The sequence below is a fragment of the Halotalea alkalilenta DSM 17697 genome (genome assembly GCF_000621205.1).
GTDB classification, from domain to species: domain Bacteria; phylum Pseudomonadota; class Gammaproteobacteria; order Pseudomonadales; family Halomonadaceae; genus Halotalea; species Halotalea alkalilenta.
Map to the genome: position 1 here is coordinate 184,181 of NZ_KK211229.1, position 19,520 is coordinate 203,700.

At 65.5% G+C, this 19,520-nt stretch carries 19 protein-coding genes; 8 read left to right on the top strand and 11 right to left on the bottom strand.

The window, feature by feature from the left end:
* Window positions 1-58: 58 nt before the first annotated feature.
* Window positions 59-1,177: a glycerophosphodiester phosphodiesterase gene (locus Q376_RS0115245; protein ID WP_027351037.1), complete on the top strand. Its 1,119-nt coding sequence runs from the start codon at window positions 59-61 to the stop codon at window positions 1,175-1,177.
* A gap of 64 nt (window positions 1,178-1,241) precedes the next feature.
* Here Q376_RS0115245 and Q376_RS0115250 read toward each other — a convergent pair whose 3' ends face one another.
* Both Q376_RS0115250 and Q376_RS0115255 read right to left on the bottom strand, forming a co-directional pair.
* Window positions 1,242-1,574, bottom strand: coding sequence for a hypothetical protein (locus Q376_RS0115250; protein WP_027351038.1), 333 nt, complete (start codon window positions 1,572-1,574; stop codon window positions 1,242-1,244).
* A gap of 232 nt (window positions 1,575-1,806) precedes the next feature.
* The gene (locus Q376_RS0115255; RefSeq protein WP_027351039.1) at window positions 1,807-2,883 is read right to left on the bottom strand and encodes a LacI family DNA-binding transcriptional regulator; all 1,077 of its coding nucleotides are present in this window, start codon (window positions 2,881-2,883) and stop codon (window positions 1,807-1,809) included.
* A gap of 272 nt (window positions 2,884-3,155) precedes the next feature.
* On the opposite strand from Q376_RS0115255, the gene Q376_RS0115260 reads away from it, so the two are divergent.
* The 4 genes from Q376_RS0115260 to Q376_RS0115275 are packed head-to-tail and all read left to right on the top strand — an operon-like array spanning window position 3,156 to window position 6,787.
* The gene (locus tag Q376_RS0115260) at window positions 3,156-3,998 is read left to right on the top strand and encodes an ABC transporter substrate-binding protein (protein WP_027351040.1); all 843 of its coding nucleotides are present in this window, start codon (window positions 3,156-3,158) and stop codon (window positions 3,996-3,998) included.
* A 55-nt stretch (window positions 3,999-4,053) separates the two neighbouring features.
* Window positions 4,054-4,848 (top strand): amino acid ABC transporter permease, encoded by a 795-nt coding sequence (locus Q376_RS0115265; RefSeq protein WP_027351041.1) that lies wholly within the window; start codon window positions 4,054-4,056, stop codon window positions 4,846-4,848.
* A 4-nt stretch (window positions 4,849-4,852) separates the two neighbouring features.
* Window positions 4,853-5,608, top strand: coding sequence for an amino acid ABC transporter ATP-binding protein (locus tag Q376_RS0115270; RefSeq protein WP_027351042.1), 756 nt, complete (start codon window positions 4,853-4,855; stop codon window positions 5,606-5,608).
* Between the two features lie 48 nt (window positions 5,609-5,656).
* A complete protein-coding gene (locus tag Q376_RS0115275) occupies window positions 5,657-6,787 on the top strand; it encodes an NAD(P)/FAD-dependent oxidoreductase (RefSeq protein WP_027351043.1) in 1,131 nt (376 codons plus the stop codon).
* A gap of 10 nt (window positions 6,788-6,797) precedes the next feature.
* Here the strand turns inward: Q376_RS0115275 and Q376_RS0115280 are convergent, their stop codons facing one another.
* The 7 genes from Q376_RS0115280 to Q376_RS0115310 all read right to left on the bottom strand — a co-directional run bounded on the left by Q376_RS0115280 (window position 6,798) and on the right by Q376_RS0115310 (window position 14,308).
* Window positions 6,798-8,153: an MFS transporter gene (locus Q376_RS0115280; protein WP_052365357.1), complete on the bottom strand. Its 1,356-nt coding sequence runs from the start codon at window positions 8,151-8,153 to the stop codon at window positions 6,798-6,800.
* Window positions 8,154-8,224: 71 nt separating this feature from the next.
* A complete protein-coding gene (locus Q376_RS0115285) occupies window positions 8,225-8,929 on the bottom strand; it encodes an SDR family NAD(P)-dependent oxidoreductase (protein ID WP_027351045.1) in 705 nt (234 codons plus the stop codon).
* Window positions 8,930-8,934: 5 nt separating this feature from the next.
* Window positions 8,935-10,227 carry a flavin-containing monooxygenase gene (locus Q376_RS22930; protein WP_081803588.1) on the bottom strand — a complete coding sequence of 431 codons (1,293 nt, stop codon included), beginning with the start codon at window positions 10,225-10,227 and terminating at the stop codon, window positions 8,935-8,937.
* A 148-nt stretch (window positions 10,228-10,375) separates the two neighbouring features.
* Window positions 10,376-10,840 carry an RES family NAD+ phosphorylase gene (locus Q376_RS0115295; RefSeq protein WP_027351046.1) on the bottom strand — a complete coding sequence of 155 codons (465 nt, stop codon included), beginning with the start codon at window positions 10,838-10,840 and terminating at the stop codon, window positions 10,376-10,378.
* Window positions 10,837-11,286 (bottom strand): type II RES/Xre toxin-antitoxin system antitoxin, encoded by a 450-nt coding sequence (parS, locus tag Q376_RS0115300; RefSeq protein ID WP_027351047.1) that lies wholly within the window; start codon window positions 11,284-11,286, stop codon window positions 10,837-10,839. The genes Q376_RS0115295 and parS overlap by 4 nt, the downstream gene beginning before the upstream one ends.
* A gap of 212 nt (window positions 11,287-11,498) precedes the next feature.
* Window positions 11,499-13,286 carry a D-lactate dehydrogenase gene (gene dld, locus Q376_RS22935; RefSeq protein ID WP_052365358.1) on the bottom strand — a complete coding sequence of 596 codons (1,788 nt, stop codon included), beginning with the start codon at window positions 13,284-13,286 and terminating at the stop codon, window positions 11,499-11,501.
* Window positions 13,287-13,384: 98 nt separating this feature from the next.
* Window positions 13,385-14,308, bottom strand: coding sequence for a LysR family transcriptional regulator (locus Q376_RS0115310; protein ID WP_027351048.1), 924 nt, complete (start codon window positions 14,306-14,308; stop codon window positions 13,385-13,387).
* Between the two features lie 178 nt (window positions 14,309-14,486).
* Between Q376_RS0115310 and Q376_RS24090 the strand changes: the two genes are divergently transcribed.
* Window positions 14,487-15,026 carry a protease inhibitor I42 family protein gene (locus Q376_RS24090; protein WP_162177911.1) on the top strand — a complete coding sequence of 180 codons (540 nt, stop codon included), beginning with the start codon at window positions 14,487-14,489 and terminating at the stop codon, window positions 15,024-15,026.
* A 145-nt stretch (window positions 15,027-15,171) separates the two neighbouring features.
* A complete protein-coding gene (locus Q376_RS0115320) occupies window positions 15,172-16,023 on the top strand; it encodes an SDR family oxidoreductase (RefSeq protein WP_027351049.1) in 852 nt (283 codons plus the stop codon).
* A gap of 58 nt (window positions 16,024-16,081) precedes the next feature.
* Here Q376_RS0115320 and ushA read toward each other — a convergent pair whose 3' ends face one another.
* Window positions 16,082-17,689 carry a bifunctional UDP-sugar hydrolase/5'-nucleotidase UshA gene (ushA, locus tag Q376_RS0115325; RefSeq protein ID WP_027351050.1) on the bottom strand — a complete coding sequence of 536 codons (1,608 nt, stop codon included), beginning with the start codon at window positions 17,687-17,689 and terminating at the stop codon, window positions 16,082-16,084.
* 111 nt (window positions 17,690-17,800) lie between these two features.
* Between ushA and Q376_RS22945 the strand changes: the two genes are divergently transcribed.
* Entirely contained in the window at window positions 17,801-18,526 is a 726-nt protein-coding gene (locus tag Q376_RS22945; protein ID WP_052365360.1) for a phosphohydrolase, read from the top strand.
* A 35-nt stretch (window positions 18,527-18,561) separates the two neighbouring features.
* Here Q376_RS22945 and Q376_RS0115335 read toward each other — a convergent pair whose 3' ends face one another.
* Window positions 18,562-19,518, bottom strand: a complete 957-nt coding sequence (locus Q376_RS0115335) for a Gfo/Idh/MocA family protein (RefSeq protein WP_027351051.1) — start codon at window positions 19,516-19,518, stop codon at window positions 18,562-18,564.
* Between the last annotated feature and the right edge of the window lie 2 nt (window positions 19,519-19,520).

Here is a 19,520-nt window from a genome sequence, read left to right on the forward strand (position 1 = left end):
GTAGCCTTCGTTACACTGCTGACGAGCGCTACCGCTATCCACCCTCCGGAGCCTTTTGATGAGAACGATGATGACGATGGCCTTGATCTGTCTTGGGATCACGACCGCGGGGGCGCAGACGCCGGGCGAGGTGCCAAGGGAGGAGGGCGGGATCGCGCTGGCCGAGCGGCTGGGAGTGCCGCGTCCGGCGGTGATCGCCCATCGTGGGGCGTCGTTCGATGCACCCGAGTCGACCCGGGCGGCCTATCTGCTGGCGCGCGAGCAGGGGGCGGATTATCTCGAGCTCGATCTTCAGCGCACCGCCGATGGGGTGCTGGTGGCGGTGCATGATGACACTCTGGGACGCACCAGCGACGTGGCCGAGCGCTTCCCTGATCGCGCGGATGCGCCGGTGAGCGCGTTCACCCTCGAGGAGCTCAAGTCGCTCGATGCCGGCACTTGGTTTAACCGGGCATTCCCCGAGCGCGCGCGTGAGACCTTCGCCGGGCTCGAGATCCTGACCCTCGATGAGGTGATCGATATCGCCGAAGGCGGCGTCAACCGCCCCGGCCTCTACATCGAGACCAAGCAGCCGAGCCAGTTCCCCGGTATCGAGCGTGAGCTGCGCGAGAAACTCGCCAGCCGGGGCTGGCTGGCACCGCGTGCCGAGGGCGAGGGTACGGTGAACGTAGCGGCGATGCCCGGGCGGGTGGTGCTGCAGACCTTCGAAAAAGCGAGCCTCGAGGCGCTGCAGCGCGAGATGCCGCAGGTGCCGAAGATCCTGCTGCTATGGCTCGGCGACGGCTACATCCCCGCCGCGGATGGCCCAGCGATGGGCGAGGGCGAGGACCCGGCGCGCTACTATGCGACCCTGCGGGTCCGCTCGTCCGAGGACTACCTGGCTTGGCTCGATTGGGCCAAGGCGCAGGGTGCGATCGGCGTCGGCCCCTCGGTTGCGCTGGCTGCAGGTGGCGAGCAGAGCTATCCCGACCTCGTTCAGCCGTGGATGAATCGCGCGGCCCACCAGCGCGGGCTGTTGATCCATCCCTACACCGTCGATGACGAAGTGGACTTCGCCCGGGTGCAGGCAGGTGGCGTCGACGGCTTCTTCACCAACCGCACCGGCGCGCTGCTCGCCTTCTACGGCCGCCCGCCCGCGGAGCCGATCGACACGATGCTCGAACGGCTGGGCTACTGATCCACCCATATCGCTTCGCCGTAAACGACGACGCCCGCGCGATCAGCGCGGGCGTTTTCATGCCTCAGATCTTTTTCGTCACCGCATACGATCTCTTCTTTTCATGGATCGAGACGAGCCAGAGGAAAAGACCAAAGACCAGCGCCGCGGAGCCCAACGCCGCGGTGATTCTCGCCGGCAGGTCGGATTCCACCAGCAGTGCCGCGACCAGTGTGGCCCCATAAGCGCCGACACCCAGGCCGATGGCCGCCGCCACCCAAAGGATGTCGTCCTCCTTGCCCAGCCTGTCTTTCGTCATGCTGCTCAGCCGATTGAGTAATAGAGAGAGCGCCATCAGTACGGCAATGACGGCGCAAACGATCAGTCCGTATAGGCTACCGTGCAGAAAGGGATTCATATCGCCTCCGTTCCTTTATCTTTGTTTTGCGATCATTCGTTCCTGATGAGAGGAAATTCCTACGCTAGTGCGTCGCCGGATCTCACTCATTGACTCGAATCAATTCTGATCGAGTATGGGAATGAGACTTTAGTGGCGTAATTCGCCCTCCACCTTTCGGTTCAGGCGGTGACTGGCGGGAAACCGCTTGCGTCGACGAAAAGGGTGCCTGGACCGGCGACGGTGAAGAGGACTACCGGCCTTGTCGCGGCGTTGCGCAAGTGACAGGGCCGATCGACCCTCGCTCGATCAGCTCGGCATCGAAGTTCGGGATAGGCTCGGATGCTTCGCCGTGGAGCTGCCTGATCAACCGGTTGGCTGCCTCATGGCCCATGGCATAGACCGGTTGGGCAATTACGGTGAGTGCCGGAGTGACCAGTTCGGTCCAGGGGAAGTCGTCGTACATCACTAGAGAGATATCGCGGGGAATCTCGAGTCCGCGTCGCTTGAGCTCGCGCAATAGGTCGAGGGCGATCAAGTTATCCGAGGCCATCAGCGCGGTAGGCGGCGAGGGGCGCGAGAACAGCTCGTCGCAGATCCTGGCGATAGCCTCGCGATTGGTTGCGTTGGCCCGGACCAGCCCGGGATCGAGGACTTGTCCTGCCTGCGCTAGGGCGCGCTGCATGCCGGCGACACGCTGGGCGACGGGGGAGCTGCCCAGGTCGGTGAGCCGTTCATAGGGACGCTCGAGGCGCAGGCTGGTGAGGTAGGCGATACGGTGATGGCCCTGTGCGATGAGCCGTTGGGTCGCGCGTTCGGCAGCGCGCTCGAAGCGGGCACTGATCACCTCGACTTCCAGCCCAGCGACCATGCGGTCGAACAGTACCAGTGCGCGACCTGCATTGATCACTTCCTGGAGATGGGCGTTATCGTTCGACCTGCAGGGGGCGACGATCAGCCCATCGACGCGCTTGTCCATCAGCACGCGTACGGCGTTGCGCTCGGTTTCTGGATTCTCGTCGGTATTGGCGAGGATCACATGGTAGCCGGCCTGTCTAGCGGCATCGGAAATGCCACGGGTAGCGAGGCCGAAGTGGGGGTTCTCGATGTCACCGACCACTACGCCGAGGCTGCGTGAGCGCCCAGTGCTCATGCTGCGTGCCAGTTCATTGGGTCGATAGCCAAGCCGTCGGGCGGCTGTCTGCACCCGGCTCGCGACCTCTTCGCTGACGGCGCCGTAGCCGCCCAAGGCACGCGCGGCCTGGGCCTTGGAAACCTTGGCCTCGCGGGCGACGTCGGCGACCGTACAGCGGCGGATCGGCTCACTCATCGTATTTGCCCCTCATCCATGCTCGATTGACGGTGTCCGAAAGTCCGTGTTAGATGGTAGGGCAATCGGTGGAGACCGGTCTCAATCATAGCGATCGAGCGCTGCTCTCCACAACCCTCCACCTGCCTACCGGATGCCGCGGAGGGGTTGACGGGTAGACGTTCGGCTGCCTTTGAGACCGGTCTCAACGGTGTGCCGGCAACCTAGTCTCGCATTATCGCGAGGCTCAATGATGCGATCTCTTATCCAACGACAAAACTCATGGAGTACGCATGAAACCGCTCGATTCGATCTCTCGATCGGCGCTGGCGATGCTGGTGGTCGGCTCTGCATTGGTGCTCGCCGCCTGCGGTAATCCCGCCAGCGACGCCGCCGACAATCCCTACGGTCTGATCCAACCGGGCGAGATCCGGGTGGCGAGCGTGGGCGATTCCAAGCCTTACACCTTTACCGACGCCTCCGGGAACTTCACTGGTTTCGACATCGAATTCTTCACCGACGTCGCCAAGCGTATCGGTATCGACGAGGTGGTGTTCACTGGACAGGACTTCGCCGCGATCCTCCCAGCGGTGGCGGGGGGGCGTTTCGATGTCGGGGTGGCGGCGATCGGTATCACGGCGCAGCGTGAGCAGACGGTCGACTTCTCTTCGGGCTATCTGGCGGGGTTTCTGACCGTGCTGACCCGCAAGGACGCCGGGGTCACAGGAGTTGACAGCTTGGCAGGCAAACGCCTTGGCGTGGTCCAGGGCACGTTGCAGGAAGCCTACGCCGTCGATCACTTCGAGGATGCCGATATCGTTCGCTTCCCCGACAACAATGCGGCGATCTCGGCCCTCAACAGTACCAGCATCGACGCCCACTTCCTCGATTTCGAGGCGGCCAAGGACTATGCCGAGCGTTTCGGCCTGGTCAGTGCGGCCGACATTCCCTCTTTCGATGCGCCGGCCGGTTTCGCGATCGCCAAGGGCAAGCCCGAGTTCAAGCAGGAGCTCGATCGGGCGATCGCTGCAGCAATGGAAGATGGCACCTGGAAGCGGCTCTACCAGAAGTGGTTCCCGGGCTCGCCGATGCCTCGGCAGTACCTGCCGAGCGCTGAGCGCTCCGGCGACGACTGATCCCCCATCCTTCTTGCCGGGGCCGTGCGCCCCGGCCTAGACGAGAGTGCGCGCCATGGATCTGCTCGAGACCCTCTCCAAGACTTTTTTCGATTTCGGCGCGATGGCGCAGGTGCTGCCGCAGCTGCTGCAGGTCGGCCTGGTCAACACCTTGATCATCTCGGCGGCGGCGACGCTGATCGGCACTACGCTGGGCATGCTGGTGGCATTGATGGGACTTTCCCCGTCTCGACTGCTACGCCTGCCCGCGCGGATCTACACCGATCTGTTCCGTGGCTTGCCAGCGATCCTCACCATCCTGCTGGTCGGCCAGGGGCTGGCGCGGTTGAGCCAGCAGCTGTTCGGTCCCAGTCCCTATCCGCTTGGCATCCTGGCGCTGAGCTTGATCGCCAGCGCCTATATCGGTGAGATCTTCCGCGCAGGCATTCAGAGCGTCGAGAAGGGACAGTTGGAGGCCTGCCGTGCATTGGGGATGAGCTATTCACGGGCGATGCGGTTGGTGGTGATCCCCCAGGGAGTGCGGCGGGTGCTGCCAGCGCTGGTCAACCAATTCATCGCCATCGTCAAGGATTCATCGCTGGTCTACTTCCTCGGCCTGCTGGTCTCCGAACGCGAGCTCTTCCGGGTCGGCCAGGATGCCGCGGTACTCAGCGGGAATCTATCGCCACTGGTGCTGGCCGGGCTCTTCTACCTGCTGATCACCGTACCGCTGACTCACCTGGTCAACCATGTCGACGAGCGTTTTCGCACTGGCCGTCGCCGGCCTCGTGCTCCGGTCAGCGGACTCGATGAGGTCGAGCGGCTCGAACGGACGAGCACGACACAGCCAGCCACCGGAAGCGGGAGATAGGCCAATGTCGATCCAAGCGAAGCGCGATGCATTCCACGGTGCCAGCCTCGAGCTGCGTGAACTGACCATGGCGTTCGACGAGACCGAGGTGCTGCATGGGGTGAGTTTCGCTGTGGCGTCGGGAACGACCACCTGCGTGATCGGGCCTTCCGGCTCCGGCAAGTCCACGCTGCTGCGTGGCATCAATCGGCTGCACGAGCCCAAATCCGGCGATGTGCTGCTGAGCGGGCGCTCGGTACTCGGCGACAAGCCGGACGAATTGCGGCTCCGGATCGGCATGGTGTTCCAGCACTTCAATCTGTTCCCCGATCATAGCGCGCTGGCCAACGTCGCTCTGGCGCTATGGAAGGTCAAGAGGCTCGCCAAGGACCGGGCTTTCGCACTGGCCGCGCAGCGGCTCGAAGAGGTGGGGCTGGGCGACCGGCTCGATCATCGTCCGCGCGATCTATCGGGTGGTCAGCAGCAGCGTGTGGCGATCGCCCGTGCGCTGGCGATGGAACCGGAGGTGATGTTGTTCGACGAGGCGACGTCGGCGCTCGACCCGGAGCTGGTCAAGGGAGTACTGAACTTGATGGCGCAGCTGTGCGAGAGGGGGATGACCATGCTGGTGGTTACCCACGAGATGGGCTTCGCTCGCAAGGTGGCCGACCAAGTGGTGTTCATGGACGAGGGCGAGGTGGTCGAGTGCGGGCCGCCCGAGCAAATCTTCGATGCGCCCCGTTCGCCTAGGCTGGCTCGTTTTCTTTCAGAGGTGCTTTAGATGGATTACCGGGCCGCTGTGCCTCATCCATAAGGAGTGAATGTTTCGATGTCCGTTCTCGAACCTGGCAAGTCCGTCATTGTGATCGGCGGTGGTGTGATCGGGGTCTCCACCGCGGTTCACCTGGCGCGTGGCGGAGCCGAGGTCACCCTGGTGACCGAATCCGAGCTCGCCTCTGGCGCCTCGGGCCGTTCGCTTTCATGGCTCAACTCGGCCGGCGAGCGATCCGCCGCCTATCATGCGCTTCGCATGTCCGGCATAGATCGTTATCGTACGCTGTTCGCCAAGGATCCTCAGCGCGACTGGCTGTGCTTCGATGGCGGGCTCTACTGGAGTGCCGAAGAGCCGCAGGCGGTGCTGGCGCGCCATGCCCATGAACGTTCCCATGGCTATGATTCCCACCTGGTGGATGCTTCGAACCTGGTGACCACGACGCCCGGCGTCGATCCCCAGGCGATCGGTACACCGTCGATCTTCAACCCTGGGGAAGGCTGGGTCAGCCTTCCCGAGCTGATCGAATACCTGAGCGAAGAGTTCCGCTGTCTCGGCGGGCGCTTGGTCGAACATGCCGGCTGGGCGTCGGTGCTCATCGGCCAAGACCAGCGGGTGCGCGGCGTAGCGACGTCCAAGGCGGGGGAATTCACCGCCGGCGCTGTGCTGGTCGCCTGTGGGCCGCAGACCGCCAAGGTCATCGAGCCGCTTGGGGTAACCATTCCCGATGCCTCGCCGCTGTCGATGCTGGTGCTGACCGAGCCGATGCCGATGGCTCCCAAGGCGGTACTCAATACCCCACGGGTTGCGATGCGCCCCTGTCCTGGTAGCCGGCTGGCGCTCGATCACGACTGGTACGAGGCCCTGATCGAGGAGGGCGAGGATGGCGAGTGCCGGATCGATCGTAGCGTGGTCGAGCAGCTGGTGGACGAGGCGTCGAGCGTGCTCGACGGCGGTGAAAGGCTCGCGCCGGCAAGCTGGAAGCTCGGGCGCAAGCCGATTCCAGGTGACGGCGAGCCGGTGTTTGGCGAACTCGCCGAGGTGCCCGGTTGCTTCGTCGCCTTCACCCATTCCGGCGCGACATTGGCGTTGATCGCTGGAGAGCTGCTCGCCGGTGAAATCCTCACCGGCGAGCGTCACCCGATGCTTGGCTCTTTCCGTCCTGAGCGGTTCACCCGCCCCGGCTGAGGCGAGCCGCTCAGTTCGGCAGCGGCTTGCCGGTGGAGTCCTGGGTGAAGTAGAGCGCCACCAGGCCGATCACGGCGCCGGTGATCAGGTACCAGGCGGGAATCATCGGGTTGCCGCTGATCTCGATCAGCCAGGTGTTGATCAGCGGCGCGGTGCCGCCGAACAGCGATACCGAGATGTTGTAGCTGATCGCCAGGCCGCTGTAGCGCACCGGGGCACGGAACAGCGAGGTGAGGGTCGCCGGCATTGCGCCTTCGAAGCACAGCTGGGCGACGACCAGGGCGATCAGCGCCACCAGGACCACGGCGAGGGTCGAGCTCGCGAGCAGATGGAAGGCGGGGAAGGCGAGCGCGATGATCAGCAGGCAGCCCGTCATGATCAATGTCTTGCGTCCCACGCGGTCGGAGAGCCAGCCCGACAGCGGGATCAGCGCCAGCATGAAGAGGGTCGCGACCATCGCCATGGCGTTGCTGCTAGCGGCGTCACGGCCGAGCACGTTGACCAGGTAGCCGGGAATGTAGCCGAGCACTACGTAGTAGGTCATGTTGAACACCGCGACGAGCCCTGCGCACTTGAGCAACTGCGGCCATTCGCTGGCGAGCATCCTGACGAAGCCGAGCTTGTCGTGCTTGGCGAGGCGCTCGCCGCTTTCGCGCATCGCTTCGAATACCGGGGTCTCGTCGAGGCGGCGGCGTAGGTAGAGCGCGATGAGCCCAAGCAGCCCGCCGATCACGAAGGGAATCCGCCAGGCCCCGGCTTGCATGGTCTCCTCGCCGAGGACGAAGGTGAAGGCATTGACCACCAGCGCGCCGAGCAGGAAGCCTGAGATGTTGCCGAACTCGAGCCAGCTGGTGAAGAAGCCTCGTCGGGCGTCGGGGGAGTGCTCGGCGATGAAGGTGCAGGAGCCGCCGTATTCGCCGCCGGTGGAGAGCCCTTGGAGCAGGCGCATGAGGATCAGCAGGATCGGCGCGGCGATGCCGATGGCGGCGTAGCTGGGGATCAGCGCGATCGCGAAGGTGGCCACCGCCATCAGCGCGATGCTCAGAGACAGCGCGGTACGCCGGCCGTAGCGGTCGCCTATCGGGCCGAACACCAGGCTGCCGAGTGGGCGGATCAGAAAGCCGGCGGCGAAGGTGGCGTAGGCTGCGAGCAGTTGGGTGGTGGCGTCGCTGTCGGGAAAGAACACCTTGCCCATCACCGTCGCCAGAGACGAATAGAGCGCGAAGTCGAACCACTCGACCAGGTTACCGAGGGTGACGCCTGCCACCGCGCGCTTGAGCGGTGGCGACTTGGTGCGCGGATGGTGGGCGCTGGCAGTGCGGGACGGACGTGACAGGGACTGATTGGACAGGATCTTGCCGCTCATCGTGATGCACCTCGTATTGTCGTTGTAGGAAGTGGCGATGAACCGCCGTCGAATCGCGACGGCCGGCTGTGTCAGCGCACGATCACGCCTCCGCTGACGCAGAGCGTCTCGCCGCTGACGTAGCCCGGCGCATGGCAGAGCCGCCAGGCCCACTCGGCGATCTCCTCAGGCTGCGCCGCTCGCTTCAACGGCACCGCCTGGATGCCGGCCTCGAGACGTCCGCCGGCGCGGGTTCCCGGGGTGTCGACCCAGCCCGGGGCGATGGCATTGACCACGATGCCCTGGTCGGCGAGCTCGATCGCGAGCGATTTGGCGATCGATACCACCGCCGCTTTCGAGGCGCTGTAGAGCAGCTGGTTGCGCGATACAGCGAAGGCGTCGACCGAAGCGAACAGCAGCATCGCGCCGCCCGCCGGGCTCATGCGTCGGGTAGCGACCCGGCAGAGATTGAGGGTGCCGAGCACGTTGACGTCGAAGATCCGCTGGTAGCGTTCGCGATCGAAGTCCATGAGGTTGGAGGTCGGGAAGATTCCCGCAGCATGGACCAGGGCGTCGAGCGAGCCGTCGCCGAGCGCGCCATCGACGCCTTCACGGACGGCGTCCTCGTCGCGTATGTCGGCGGTCACCGCGACCAGGTTGGGATGCTCGTGGGCGCTCCCGGCGGCATCGAGTGCGATCACCCGCCAGCCTTGGTCGAGAAAGTGCGTCGCACAGGCCTGGCCCATGCCTGAAGCGGCACCGGTGACCAGTACGGTGGGAAGAGAGAAAGAGGGCATCCGTTTCAGGCTCCTGGCAGGGATTCGGTGGCGGCTCGAGCCGGGCAGGGGGCGAGGAACTCGAGCCTGCGCAGGCTTTCGTCGTAGTCCGCCTGCCACTCGCGCCTGACGATGTCGATCCGGGCCTCGGCGGCAGCGGTGGAGCGGAAGCGAGCGGCGAGGTCGGTCGTTCCCGACTGCTGGAGGCGCAGCATCCGTGCGATCAGGTGAGCCTGGGCACAGTAGACCGGCCACTGCGGCCCGCGCGGCGCGCACAGGCCGACGAAATAGAGCGATTCCAGCGTGGTCGGCAGCACCGTCGCCGCGGTGCGCAAGGGAACGCCATCCCGCCATTCGAGCAGGGCGGGGTCGAGGAACGGCAGGCATACGTTGAAGCCGGTGGCCCAGACGATGGTGTCGTAGCGCTCGCAGCGACCGTCGGTGAAGTGAACGCTCTTGCCCTCGATGCGTTCGATCCCCGGCATCGCCTTGATCCGCCCATGCTGGATCCAATAGAGCAGCAGGTTGTTGACCACCGGCGGCTGCGCATCGAGATCGTAGCTCTCAGGCATAGGCAGCCCGGGGTACTGATCAGCGGGACCGAGCGAGGCGAGGATCAGCAGGTTCATCACCATGTTCTGCTGCTCGGGCGGCAGCGCATTGATGAACGAGAGCTCCGCGCGCGGACGGCCGAATAGCGTCTTCGGCTGGAACAGCTGGCCACGGCGGATCGAGATGCTGACGTCGCGCCGTGCCTGGGCCGCGTCGACCGCCAGGTCGCATCCCGAGTTGCCGAAGCCGACCACCAGGACCCGACCGTCCAGGTCATCGACGTTGCAATATGCGCTCGAATGCAGCGAACGGCCGGTGAATGCCTCTGCCACCGCGGGCAGCTGCGGGTCCCAGAGGTGGCCGTTGGCGACCATCAAACCGCGATACTCTCGGCTTTCGCCATTGCCCAGTTCGACCCGCCAGCCGGCCTCGCCCCGCTCGCCGAGCGGAGCGATCCGGCTGACTTCGGTGTTGAAGCGGATGTGGCGAGCGAGATCGAAGTGCTCCGCATAGGCGAGCATGTAATCGCGTACCTGGTCGCGGCTTGGGTAGAGCGGGTAGTCCGCAGGCATCGGGAAGCCTTCGAAGCCCGAGCTGTCGCGCGGGGTGATCAGGTGCAGCGCTTCGTAGTCGGTATGCCAATGGCCGCCGACCCGGGCGCTCTTCTCGAAGCAGTCGACCTCGAAGCCTTCGTCTCGCAGCGTCTTCAACGCCGCCATGCCGGCCGCGCCGGCGCCGATGATGCAATAGCGCGCAGTGGTGCCCACGTTTTCCCCCTGTTGGAATTTTGTCGACGGGATAGCGATGGAATCACTATCCCGCCGGCCTCCCGGGGGATGAAGGGGGCGAATGGAATGGTTCGTATAGGGGGAGGCTATGGCTGGAGTCAGGCTATGGAGAACTGCGCCTCATGGCTCAAAGGCGAGCGTCTGGCTGGAAGTCGATCTCCATGGCATCGGCGACGGTCTGTTTGAATCGTGGATGGGTGGGATTGAGCAGGTAATTGAGCTCCCGGGGGACCACTACGCTCGGTACGGCCAGTGCTAGGCTGCTGCCGCCTTCCAGCCAGCCATCGCCGAGCTCCGCCGTCGAGGGTGGGGCCGGTTCATCCCGCCAGTCATCCGGCAATTGGTCGACGGGTAGGTGGATGATGGCGTCTTCCGGGAGCCGCACCTGCAGAATCGCGTAATGTCGCAGCAGGCTGTAATCGTTGAGATGCACCATCACCTCCAGCATCGCCAACGACTCGGAGCTGGCCAAGTACACACAAGACTTTCCTCGGCTGTTCCAGCGTCCGCCAAAGAGACGCGCTCCTTCTCCGTCGAAGGCGCTCGCCTGCCACTTCTTCTTGATCAAGCGGTAAGCATGGATCTCGTTCATGCCACTACGCCATGCTCCAGGCGTCCGATCAGCTCCAGCACGGCCTCGACTTCGGCCGAGGTGGCGAGCATCTCGACGGGTCGCCTGCCCCCAAGGCCGCGGACGGGATGAAGAAGCCACTGCCGCGCTCCCTCCTTGTCCCCCTCGAACAGCGCCGTCGCCGCTTCCAGCACTTCGGCAAAGCGGTATAGCCTGTCGCCCTCGTCCTGCTTGAACCGGCCTAGCTTGGCCCGGCGCTGCAGCGTGGCCTGGGGAATGACGACATATTTGGCCAGCTCCTTGTGTTCCAAGCCCGCCATCGAGGCCAGCCGCGTATAGACCGTGTAGGGGATGCCATCCCGCAAGGCTTGGTGCAGTCCTGCGCCACGGGGAGGCATGCCCACCCTCTTCCAGAAGCTGGCGCCGGTATCGCGACCGGCCTGATCCTGCTTGAGCGAGGTGACCATCGCTACCTCCGTTATATCAGTTGATATATTGACAACGTATCAGTTGGTTGGAGGGCCGGCAAGCAACGTCCCTTGCCGGTGTGCGAGGTAGCAACGATGGAAAGTCGGTGTTCGACTCTCACCTCCTGGCCTCTCGCGAGACGGAGATGATGATGAAGGCTCGGCTCACCACGAATGGTGGGCAGGTCGGCCAGGCACCGGTGATTCGAACGCTATCCGTTGACTGGTTCGTCGCTTGCGGCGGCTCTGGCCGGTGCATGCCCCCAATGCTTCGCCTTGGGCGTCTGGCCGATGCCGGGGTTGAAGCAGTTGCAGGGGTCGAGCTTCTGGTAGAACTCGCGCAGCGCGGGTTTGGCGCGGTAGAGGTGGCCGACGTTGTGCTCGGCAGGGTATTCGGCGCCGCGCTGGTCGAGCAGCGCCCACATCTGGTGCTCGAGGGCGAGGCAGTCGGTGCCTTTGGCGACGACGTAGTCCTGATGGAATACGTGGCAGAGGAAGTGGCCGTAGTAGAGCTTCTTGACCAGTTTGGACTCGATCTCGGCCGGCAGGGTCTCGAACCAGTCGCGTTCGTTGCGCTTGAGCGCGATGTCGAGGGCGACGATGTCTTCGACTTCGCGGGCGTGCATGGTGCGGTAGCGGATCGCGGCGCCAGCGGCGGCGAAGCGGTGGAGAAAGGCCTTGCTGCCCTCTTCTTCGGTGCATTCGAAGAACGCTCCGCTGGTGCCGGGGAAGAGCTCGCCGAGCAGTACGCGGGTCGATGCGACTTCCTCCGCGGGGACCTTGAGCATCAGGTGATGCTCGAAGCGATCGCGGTACTCCTTCATGCGTGCAGGCAGGTGGCTGGGAAAGAGCCGCGAGAGCCACTGGCCGAGGCGGTCGGTGATCTGGTCGGGGAAGATCTTCAAGCGCTCGAAGAAGGCGTCGACGGCGCCTTTGAAGGCGAAGATCGCCGGCATTCGGTCGGTGCCGAAGCGCTGGATCATCAGGAAGGTGTCCTTGCCGTAGGCCTCTGCGATATCGAAGGCGTCGCGGTGCAGGTACTCGCCGGCGATCGGCAGTTCGCGTCCCGGGGCGAGCAGCGCGCGTCGCAGCTCGGTGAGCTCCGCGGTCGAGTTGGTGCCGATGTAGAACACCTTGGCGCCCTTGGCCGCCGGGAAGGTGTCGAGCCGCACTGCGAACAGCGCGAGCTTGCCGGCGCAGCCCGAGGCCTCGTGCAGGCGCCTTGGGTCGGCATTGAACCGCGCCGGGGTCTCGGCATCGATCTCGCGGACATGGTCGCGGTACTCGGGGTCGGAGGCGGCACCCGCATCGCTTGAGATGTCCTCGTCCTTGAAGTCTCCGCGTTCGAGTCGGGCGAGGATCTCCTCCGGTTCGTCGCCGAGCCGGATGCCGAGATGGTTGACCAGCTCGAGCTGGCCGTCGGCATTGAGCTGGGCGTAGAGCGCAAGCTCGGTGTAGGCGGGGCCGCGCTGGACCAGCGCACCGCCTGAGTTGTTCGATACCCCGCCGAATACCGAGGCGCCGATGCAGGACGAGCCGATCACCGAGTGCGGCTCGCGGCCGAGCGGGCGCAGCGCGCGTTCGAGGCCGTAGAGGGTCGCGCCGGGGAAGCAGATCACCTGGCGTCCATCGCGGATCAGGTGCAAGCGGTCCATGCGCAGGGTGCTGATGATCACGATGTCGCGGTCGTAGTCGTTGCCATCCGGGGTCGAGCCGCCGGTCAGTCCGGTGTTGGCGGCCTGCATGATCACGATCACGTCCGCCTCGACGCAGGCCTTCACCACCCGCCACTGCTCGACCAGCGAGCCGGGGCGTACCACCGCCAGCGCGCGGCCCTCGCCGAAGCGGAAGCCCTTGCGATAGCGTCGCGTACTGCGCTCGTCGGTGAGCGTCTCCCGCGGGCCGACGATCGCTTCGAGGCGCTCGATCAGCCGCTGGCGGGCGTCGGAGGGGGAGGTGGTGAAGGGTGAAGTCGAAAGGGTCGCACGCTGTTCGGACATGATCGGACGGGCTCCACTGCGAAGGTGAACGGTGCCTTGGCGCTGTCTACATACTGGCCTGCTGTGGTGAAATCTCCAACCGCGGCATGTACGCCAGGCTAACGCTCGAGCTCGGCATAGCGGCGCTGGATGTTCTCCAACTGTTCGCGCATCAGCGCGATCAGCACCCGGGTGGCCGGTGAGATGGGGGTGTCGTGGCGCTGGATGAAGGCGAACACCTCGAACAGCGGTGGTTCGATCGGCACCCAGCCGAGTCGATCCTGGTAGCCGAGGTGGTGGAGGATCGGCCGGGTAGCGATCATGTCACCGAGGCCCCGGGCGGCGAGTTCGAAGCCGGTGGCTTGGTGTTCGACCTCGATCAGCGCCTCGAGCGCGACGCCCGCCGCATGGGCACGGGCGTTGAGCAGCCGGCGTACCGGGTCGCCATGGCGCCAGCGCGCTTCGGTCAAAATCAGCGGCGCGCGGGCGAGGTCTTCGATGCTCTTGGCGCCCTCGAGCCGCGCCGGGTTTGCGCTCAGATAGCCGACCCTCGCCGACCACACCGGCTCGTTCACCTTCAAGTTGCGCTCGTCGACCGGCAGCATCACCAATCCCGCCTCCAGCTCGCCGTCGCTGACCGCGCGGGCCACTTCGGAGGAGTTGTAGCCGAGCAGTCTCAGCCGCATTTCCGGATAGCGCTGGCGGAACACGGTGACCAGTTCGGTGAGGAAGTAGTGGTGGGCGCTGCCGAAGGTGCCGAAGCTCGCCACCCCGCCGCTGAGCGAGCGATACGACTGCACCGCATCGTGCCCCTGGCGCGCCGCGCTGAGCGTTGCCTGGGCGAACGGCGCCAGCCTGCGCCCGGCCTCGGTGAGCTGCAGCCGGCGGTTGGTGCGCACGAACAGCGTCGCCCCGAGCGACTCCTCGAGCCGGATGATCTGTTCGGAGAGGCTCGGCTGCGACAGGCGCAGCGCCTCGGCGGCCTTGGACAAGGTGCCGTGCTCGATCGCGGCGAGAAAGTAGCTGAGCTGTTGGAGCGTCATCTGGATGACCATGGGATATGAGGGCGGTGACAACGCAAGGCCACAGCATGGGAGCGGAGGGGCTTTTCGGCAAGGCCGAACGAGCGGTCGACGTCATCGATCGCTTCGCTTACCCTCCCACGCACGCAATACATGGTGTGCGCAGGGCGCGTCAGGTTATCGACAAGGGATGTGGCGGATGAATCAACGATGCAAGGCGATGCTCCAGGCAATGACGGTATTCGGTTTGCTTGGCCTGGGTGGCTGTGCGCTGCTCGGCGGTGGTGGCGACGAGGCGCCGGTTGCGGTCGGTGACGCTCCGCGCCCGGCCTTCGCCGACCCTGAACTGATGGATCAGTCGCGCGGTGCGGGGGCGGGCGACCCGAGCGCCTATACGCGTGATGCCGACCAGGTGCTTACCGCCGATGACCAGGGGCGCTGCGAGCCGCTGGTGCTGACCACGGGAGAGCGGCTGTCGCTACTTCTGCCCGGCAATCCAAGCACCGGCTACCTGTGGCAGCTCGATGATCGCCCCGAAGGGCTGCGCCTGCTCAGCGCACCGCGTGCCGATGAAGCCTCTGACGCCGACGCGGTCGGCGCGCCGCTGGTCTACGACTGGCGCTTCGAGGCGATGCGGCCCGGCCAGGGCAGCCTGCGGCTGATCTACCATCGTCCCTGGGAGGAGCAGGCCGAGCCGGCCGGGCTTTTCATCTGCCCGATCGAGATACGCGCCAACTAGGGCGCTCCCCCACGCCGGCATGGAGGCTGGCGGCCTGGGTGATTTGCGGTGCGATGTCGCAGTCGGCTTGCGCTTGGGCTGGACTCTCCTAGGGTTAGTGGAGCCAGTCAGGCTATCCATTCATCCGCAATAGGGAGATTGCACGATGAGCGAACGAACGTTTCAAAGCCAGCCGCAGACCCCGCCGGGCATCGAGTCGGAGATGACTCCGCTGCCGGAGGTGATTCGTGACAGCTACCAGGGCACCGGCAAGCTTGCCGGCAAGGTCGCGCTGATCACCGGTGGCGACAGCGGTATCGGTCGCGCGGTGGCGGTGCACTTCGCCCGCGAGGGTGCGGCGGTGGCGATCAACTATCTATCCGAGACCGAGGACGCCGAGGCCACCCGCGACATGGTCGAGCGTGAGGGTGCCCAGTGCCTGCTGCTGCCAGGCGACGTGCGCGAGCCCTCGTTCTGCCGCGAGCTGGTCGAGCGCACGGTGAGCGAGTTCGGCGCGCTCAACGTGCTGGTCAACAACGCCGCCGAACAGATGCAGCTCGACGACATTCGCGAGATCAGCGACGAGCAGCTGGAGAGCACTTTCCGCACCAATATCTTCAGCCACTTCTACACCATCAAGGCGGCGCTCGATCATCTCGGCGAGGGGGACACGATCATCTGCACCTCCTCGATCAACGCGTTCAAGGGCAACCCCGGGCTGATCGACTACTCGGCGACCAAGGGAGCGATCCAGGGGCTGGTGCGTTCGCTCGCCGAGCCGTTGGCCGAGCAGGGCATCCGGATCAACGCGGTCGCGCCGGGGCCGATCTGGACGCCTCTGATCCCGTCGACGATGGGCGAGGAGAGCGTCACCACCTTCGGTGCCCAGACGCCGATGAAGCGCGCCGGCCAGCCTTCGGAGATCGCCCCGGCCTACGTCTACCTCGCCAGCGTCGAGAGCTCGTACATGAGCGGCCAGACCATCCATCTCAACGGCGGCACCGTGCTCAACTGTTGAGCGCTCGATTCGATCGGTCTTCTCCACGCCCGCGACGTCGTCGCGGGCGTGGTCGTTTTCAAAGCCCAGCGGGCACGAAGTCCGCGGCGCGCAGCGGACTGTGGCGCTCGACGTAGTCGCGTACCACCTGGGCGTCGGTGAAGCCGGTATCGACGTAGCTGGGATGCTGGCTGAGCATGGGATAGCCGTCGCCGCCCTGCGCGGCGAAGTCGAGCGTCGCCAGCCGATAGCGGCGAGCGCTGTCGAGCGGCTCGCCGTCTATGGTGAAGCGTCCATCCTCGAGCCGGCCAACGCCGCGCAGCTGGGCGTAGCCGCCGCTGCCGGGCGGGATCGCGCTGACCGTGGCGAGATACTCGGTGAGCTCGGCACCGTCGAGATCCACGTAGGCCAGCTGATTGGCGAATGGATGGACCCGGAGCAGAGCTTCGTAGCTGATCTCGCCGGCCTCGACCGAGTCGCGGATACCGCCGCCGTTGAGCACTGCGAGATCGGCATCGGCACGTTCGATGAAAGCGGCGAGAATCAGCTGGGCGAGGTCGGTCTGGCGCGAGCGCACCTGCGCGCGATTGCCCTCGAGCCTGGCATCGACTTCACCGACCCGGCGCTTGAGCTCGTCGCCCGCTCGCTCCTGGTAAGGGGCCAGCAAGGCGAGCATGTCGGCCGATTCGGGAATGTGGGGTTCGAACAGCACCCAGTTACCCTCGACCTCATGGCCGAGATTGACCGGAATCAGCCGGTAGCGTTCGAGCTCGAGCGTGCCGTCGCGGTAGACGAAATCCGCACGGCCGACGTATTTGCCCCATTCATGGGCCTGGACGATCCAGGTGCCATTCTGGCGATCCGGCGCGCAGGGCGTGCTGGGCAGGTAGTCGGGATCCTTGCGATTCTCCTCCTCCATGCATACCGGGTCCTGCGAGTGGCCGCCGACGATCATCGCTAGCGCCCCCGCGGGCAGCGAGCGTGCCAGCTCGACATCGCCAGGTGCATTGGCGCCGTGCTCGCCGTTATCGTAATGACCCATGTGGGTCGCGGCGATGATCACATCCGGCTTCGCCTCGCGCTCGAGCTGCTCGATCATCCGGCGCGCTTCCCGCTTGGGATCGCGGAACTCGAGCCCTGCGGTATTGCTGCCATTGACCAGCCTGGGGGTGTCCTCGGTGGTCAATCCGATCACTGCCACCTCGATGCCGCCGAGATCGAACAGCGCATAGGGTTGGTAGGCGTGTTGCCCGCTACCGGCTTGGTAGATGTTGGCCGAGAGCAGCGGAAAGCCAGCCCACTCGGCCTGGCGGGCGAGCACCTCGGGTGGATTGTCGAACTCATGGTTGCCGAGCGCCATGGCGTCGTAGCCGATCATCCTCATGCCGCGGAAGTCCGGCTCGGCGTCCTGCAGGTCCGAGGCCGGCACGCCGGTATTGATATCGCCGCCGGAGAGCAGCAACACTCGACCGCCTTGCGCCTGGACCTCGGCGCGGATCGAATCGACCAGGGTCTTCTGCGCGGAGAGGCCGTACTCCCCGTCGTCATTGCGCCAGAAGCGGCCGTGGTGGTCGTTGGTGTGCAGCACGGTGAACCGTACCGGCTCGCTCGCGGTCGTCGGGGAATGGGCGCAGGCGGTGAGTGCCCAAAGCGAAACGAGGAGTGCAATGATCCTGTACCAGCGCATGTGTGGAGCGTTCCCAGCGTTGATCGTCGTTATCGTTGATAGTGGTCGTCGCTATAGCGCCATCGCGCTACTGGCGCGTTGCCACCCTAGCATGTCTTTTCTGGAGCACAGATGACCGATCAGCCCCGAGGAGCAAGTCGCTCGAGCGCAGACTGGCCCACTCGTTTCGAAGCCCTGCTGGGCGAGGTTCCCACCCTCGATGGTGCCCATGATCTCGGTCATTTCCGACGAGTGTGGCGCACCGCCCAGCGGCTGATGGAGGAGGAGCCCGGTGCCGACGCAAGAGTGGTGGCGGCAGCTTGCTACTTCCACGACCTGGTCAGCCTGCCGAAGGATCATCCCCAGCGGCATCGTTCATCGCGCCTCGCCGCCCGCGAGGCGATAGGGCTGCTCACCCGTCGCTGCGCCGATTTCCCCTTTGAGCTCCATCCTGCGGTGGCGCACGCGATCGAGGCGCACAGCTTCAGCGCCGGGATCGAGCCGCGTACCTTGGAAGCGCGTATCGTCCAGGACGCCGACCGCCTCGAAGCGCTCGGCGCGATCGGCATCGCCCGGGTGTTCCACGTCAGTGGCCAGCTCGACCGTGCACTGTTCGACCCCGCCGACCCGCTGGCCCGAAACAGGGCGCTCGACGATACGCGTTACGCGGTCGACCATTTCCAGGCCAAGCTGCTGCGCCTGCCCGACACCATGCGCACCGGCGCCGGACGGCGGCTGGCGCGGCACAATGCCGAGTTCATGCTCGACTACCTTGCCAAGCTATGCGCCGAGCTCTCGGGTGATCCGCTGGGTGTCGACTCGGAAGGCCGCGAATGGCTGCGCGGGCGATTTCCATGAACCCGGTGCCTGGTTCGTCCCTCGTTCGCTCGCTTTCACCACTCGAATGCGTCGACCTCGCGGCGCTCGCCGAGCAGGAAGGCGTCGGCGGTAAGTGCGAGCGGGGTGAGGTCGACGTCGCTCTTGCGCCGCTCGACCAGCTCACTGAAGCGGGCGTAGAGGCCGGGATACTCCTGCTCTCCAGCCACGGCGATCTGCTCGCCGTCGATCAGCATCCTGCCGCCGCCGTGGGTCAGTTCGATGCGGCCTTGGTCGGTGCCGATCTCGATGTTCCAGCTCTGTTCGCCGGTCTTGAGCCAGTCGAGTTCGATCTCGACCGGGCCGCTGGCGCGGCCGGCCAGCGCTCCTTCGAGCCGGGCGGCGATCGGGGTCTGGCGGTTGCTGGGAAAGTCTAGCCGGGCCTTGGTCAGGTAGAGGCCGTCGGGGAGCAGCCGGGTGACGATCGAGAGCGCGTTGATGCCGGGGTCGAAGACACCGAGCCCGCCGGGCTGCCAGATCCACTCCTGGTTGAAGTGCCAGTGGCGTACGTCTTCGCGCCAGCTGACCTTGAGCGCGGTGACGCGCTTGCTCTCGAGCCAGGCGCGCGCGGGTTCGACCTGGGGGGCGTAGCGTGAGTGCCAGGTGGCGAACAGCACGTGGCCATGGCGCTCGGCCTGGTGGATCAGCGCCTGGACGTCGTTGATCCCACTGCCCGGCGGTTTTTCGAGCATCACATCACAGCCGGCGGCGAGCGCTCGGGCGGCCTGGGCGTGGCGCACCTGGGGCGGGGCGCAGAGCGATACCGCGTCGATCTCGAGTCCGCTTGAGAGCAGCTGGTCGAGATCGGTGAAGAGCTTGGCCTCGGGGAATGCCGCGGTCAGCGCCTGCTGCTCGTGGATGCTGCGGCTGACCAGCGCGATGAGCTGATAGTCGGGATTGGTTGCCAGCGCTGGCAGGTGCTGGTCGCGGGCGATCTTGCCAAGGCCGACGAGGGCGAGCTTGATCGGGGGCATGC

Coding starts and splice junctions, on each gene's coding strand:
- Q376_RS24090 (WP_162177911.1), top strand. CDS start 14,487: ATGAATCAACGATGCAAGGCGATGCTCCAGGCAATGACGGTATTCGGT.
- dld (WP_052365358.1), bottom strand. CDS start 13,286: ATGTCCGAACAGCGTGCGACCCTTTCGACTTCACCCTTCACCACCTCC.
- Q376_RS0115265 (WP_027351041.1), top strand. CDS start 4,054: ATGGATCTGCTCGAGACCCTCTCCAAGACTTTTTTCGATTTCGGCGCG.
- Q376_RS0115295 (WP_027351046.1), bottom strand. CDS start 10,840: ATGAACGAGATCCATGCTTACCGCTTGATCAAGAAGAAGTGGCAGGCG.
- parS (WP_027351047.1), bottom strand. CDS start 11,286: ATGGTCACCTCGCTCAAGCAGGATCAGGCCGGTCGCGATACCGGCGCC.
- Q376_RS0115335 (WP_027351051.1), bottom strand. CDS start 19,518: ATGCCCCCGATCAAGCTCGCCCTCGTCGGCCTTGGCAAGATCGCCCGC.
- Q376_RS22945 (WP_052365360.1), top strand. CDS start 17,801: ATGACCGATCAGCCCCGAGGAGCAAGTCGCTCGAGCGCAGACTGGCCC.
- Q376_RS0115280 (WP_052365357.1), bottom strand. CDS start 8,153: ATGAGCGGCAAGATCCTGTCCAATCAGTCCCTGTCACGTCCGTCCCGC.
- Q376_RS0115275 (WP_027351043.1), top strand. CDS start 5,657: ATGTCCGTTCTCGAACCTGGCAAGTCCGTCATTGTGATCGGCGGTGGT.
- Q376_RS0115255 (WP_027351039.1), bottom strand. CDS start 2,883: ATGAGTGAGCCGATCCGCCGCTGTACGGTCGCCGACGTCGCCCGCGAG.
- Q376_RS0115320 (WP_027351049.1), top strand. CDS start 15,172: ATGAGCGAACGAACGTTTCAAAGCCAGCCGCAGACCCCGCCGGGCATC.
- Q376_RS0115260 (WP_027351040.1), top strand. CDS start 3,156: ATGAAACCGCTCGATTCGATCTCTCGATCGGCGCTGGCGATGCTGGTG.
- Q376_RS0115250 (WP_027351038.1), bottom strand. CDS start 1,574: ATGAATCCCTTTCTGCACGGTAGCCTATACGGACTGATCGTTTGCGCC.
- Q376_RS0115245 (WP_027351037.1), top strand. CDS start 59: ATGAGAACGATGATGACGATGGCCTTGATCTGTCTTGGGATCACGACC.
- Q376_RS0115270 (WP_027351042.1), top strand. CDS start 4,853: ATGTCGATCCAAGCGAAGCGCGATGCATTCCACGGTGCCAGCCTCGAG.
- ushA (WP_027351050.1), bottom strand. CDS start 17,689: ATGCGCTGGTACAGGATCATTGCACTCCTCGTTTCGCTTTGGGCACTC.
- Q376_RS0115310 (WP_027351048.1), bottom strand. CDS start 14,308: ATGACGCTCCAACAGCTCAGCTACTTTCTCGCCGCGATCGAGCACGGC.
- Q376_RS0115285 (WP_027351045.1), bottom strand. CDS start 8,929: ATGCCCTCTTTCTCTCTTCCCACCGTACTGGTCACCGGTGCCGCTTCA.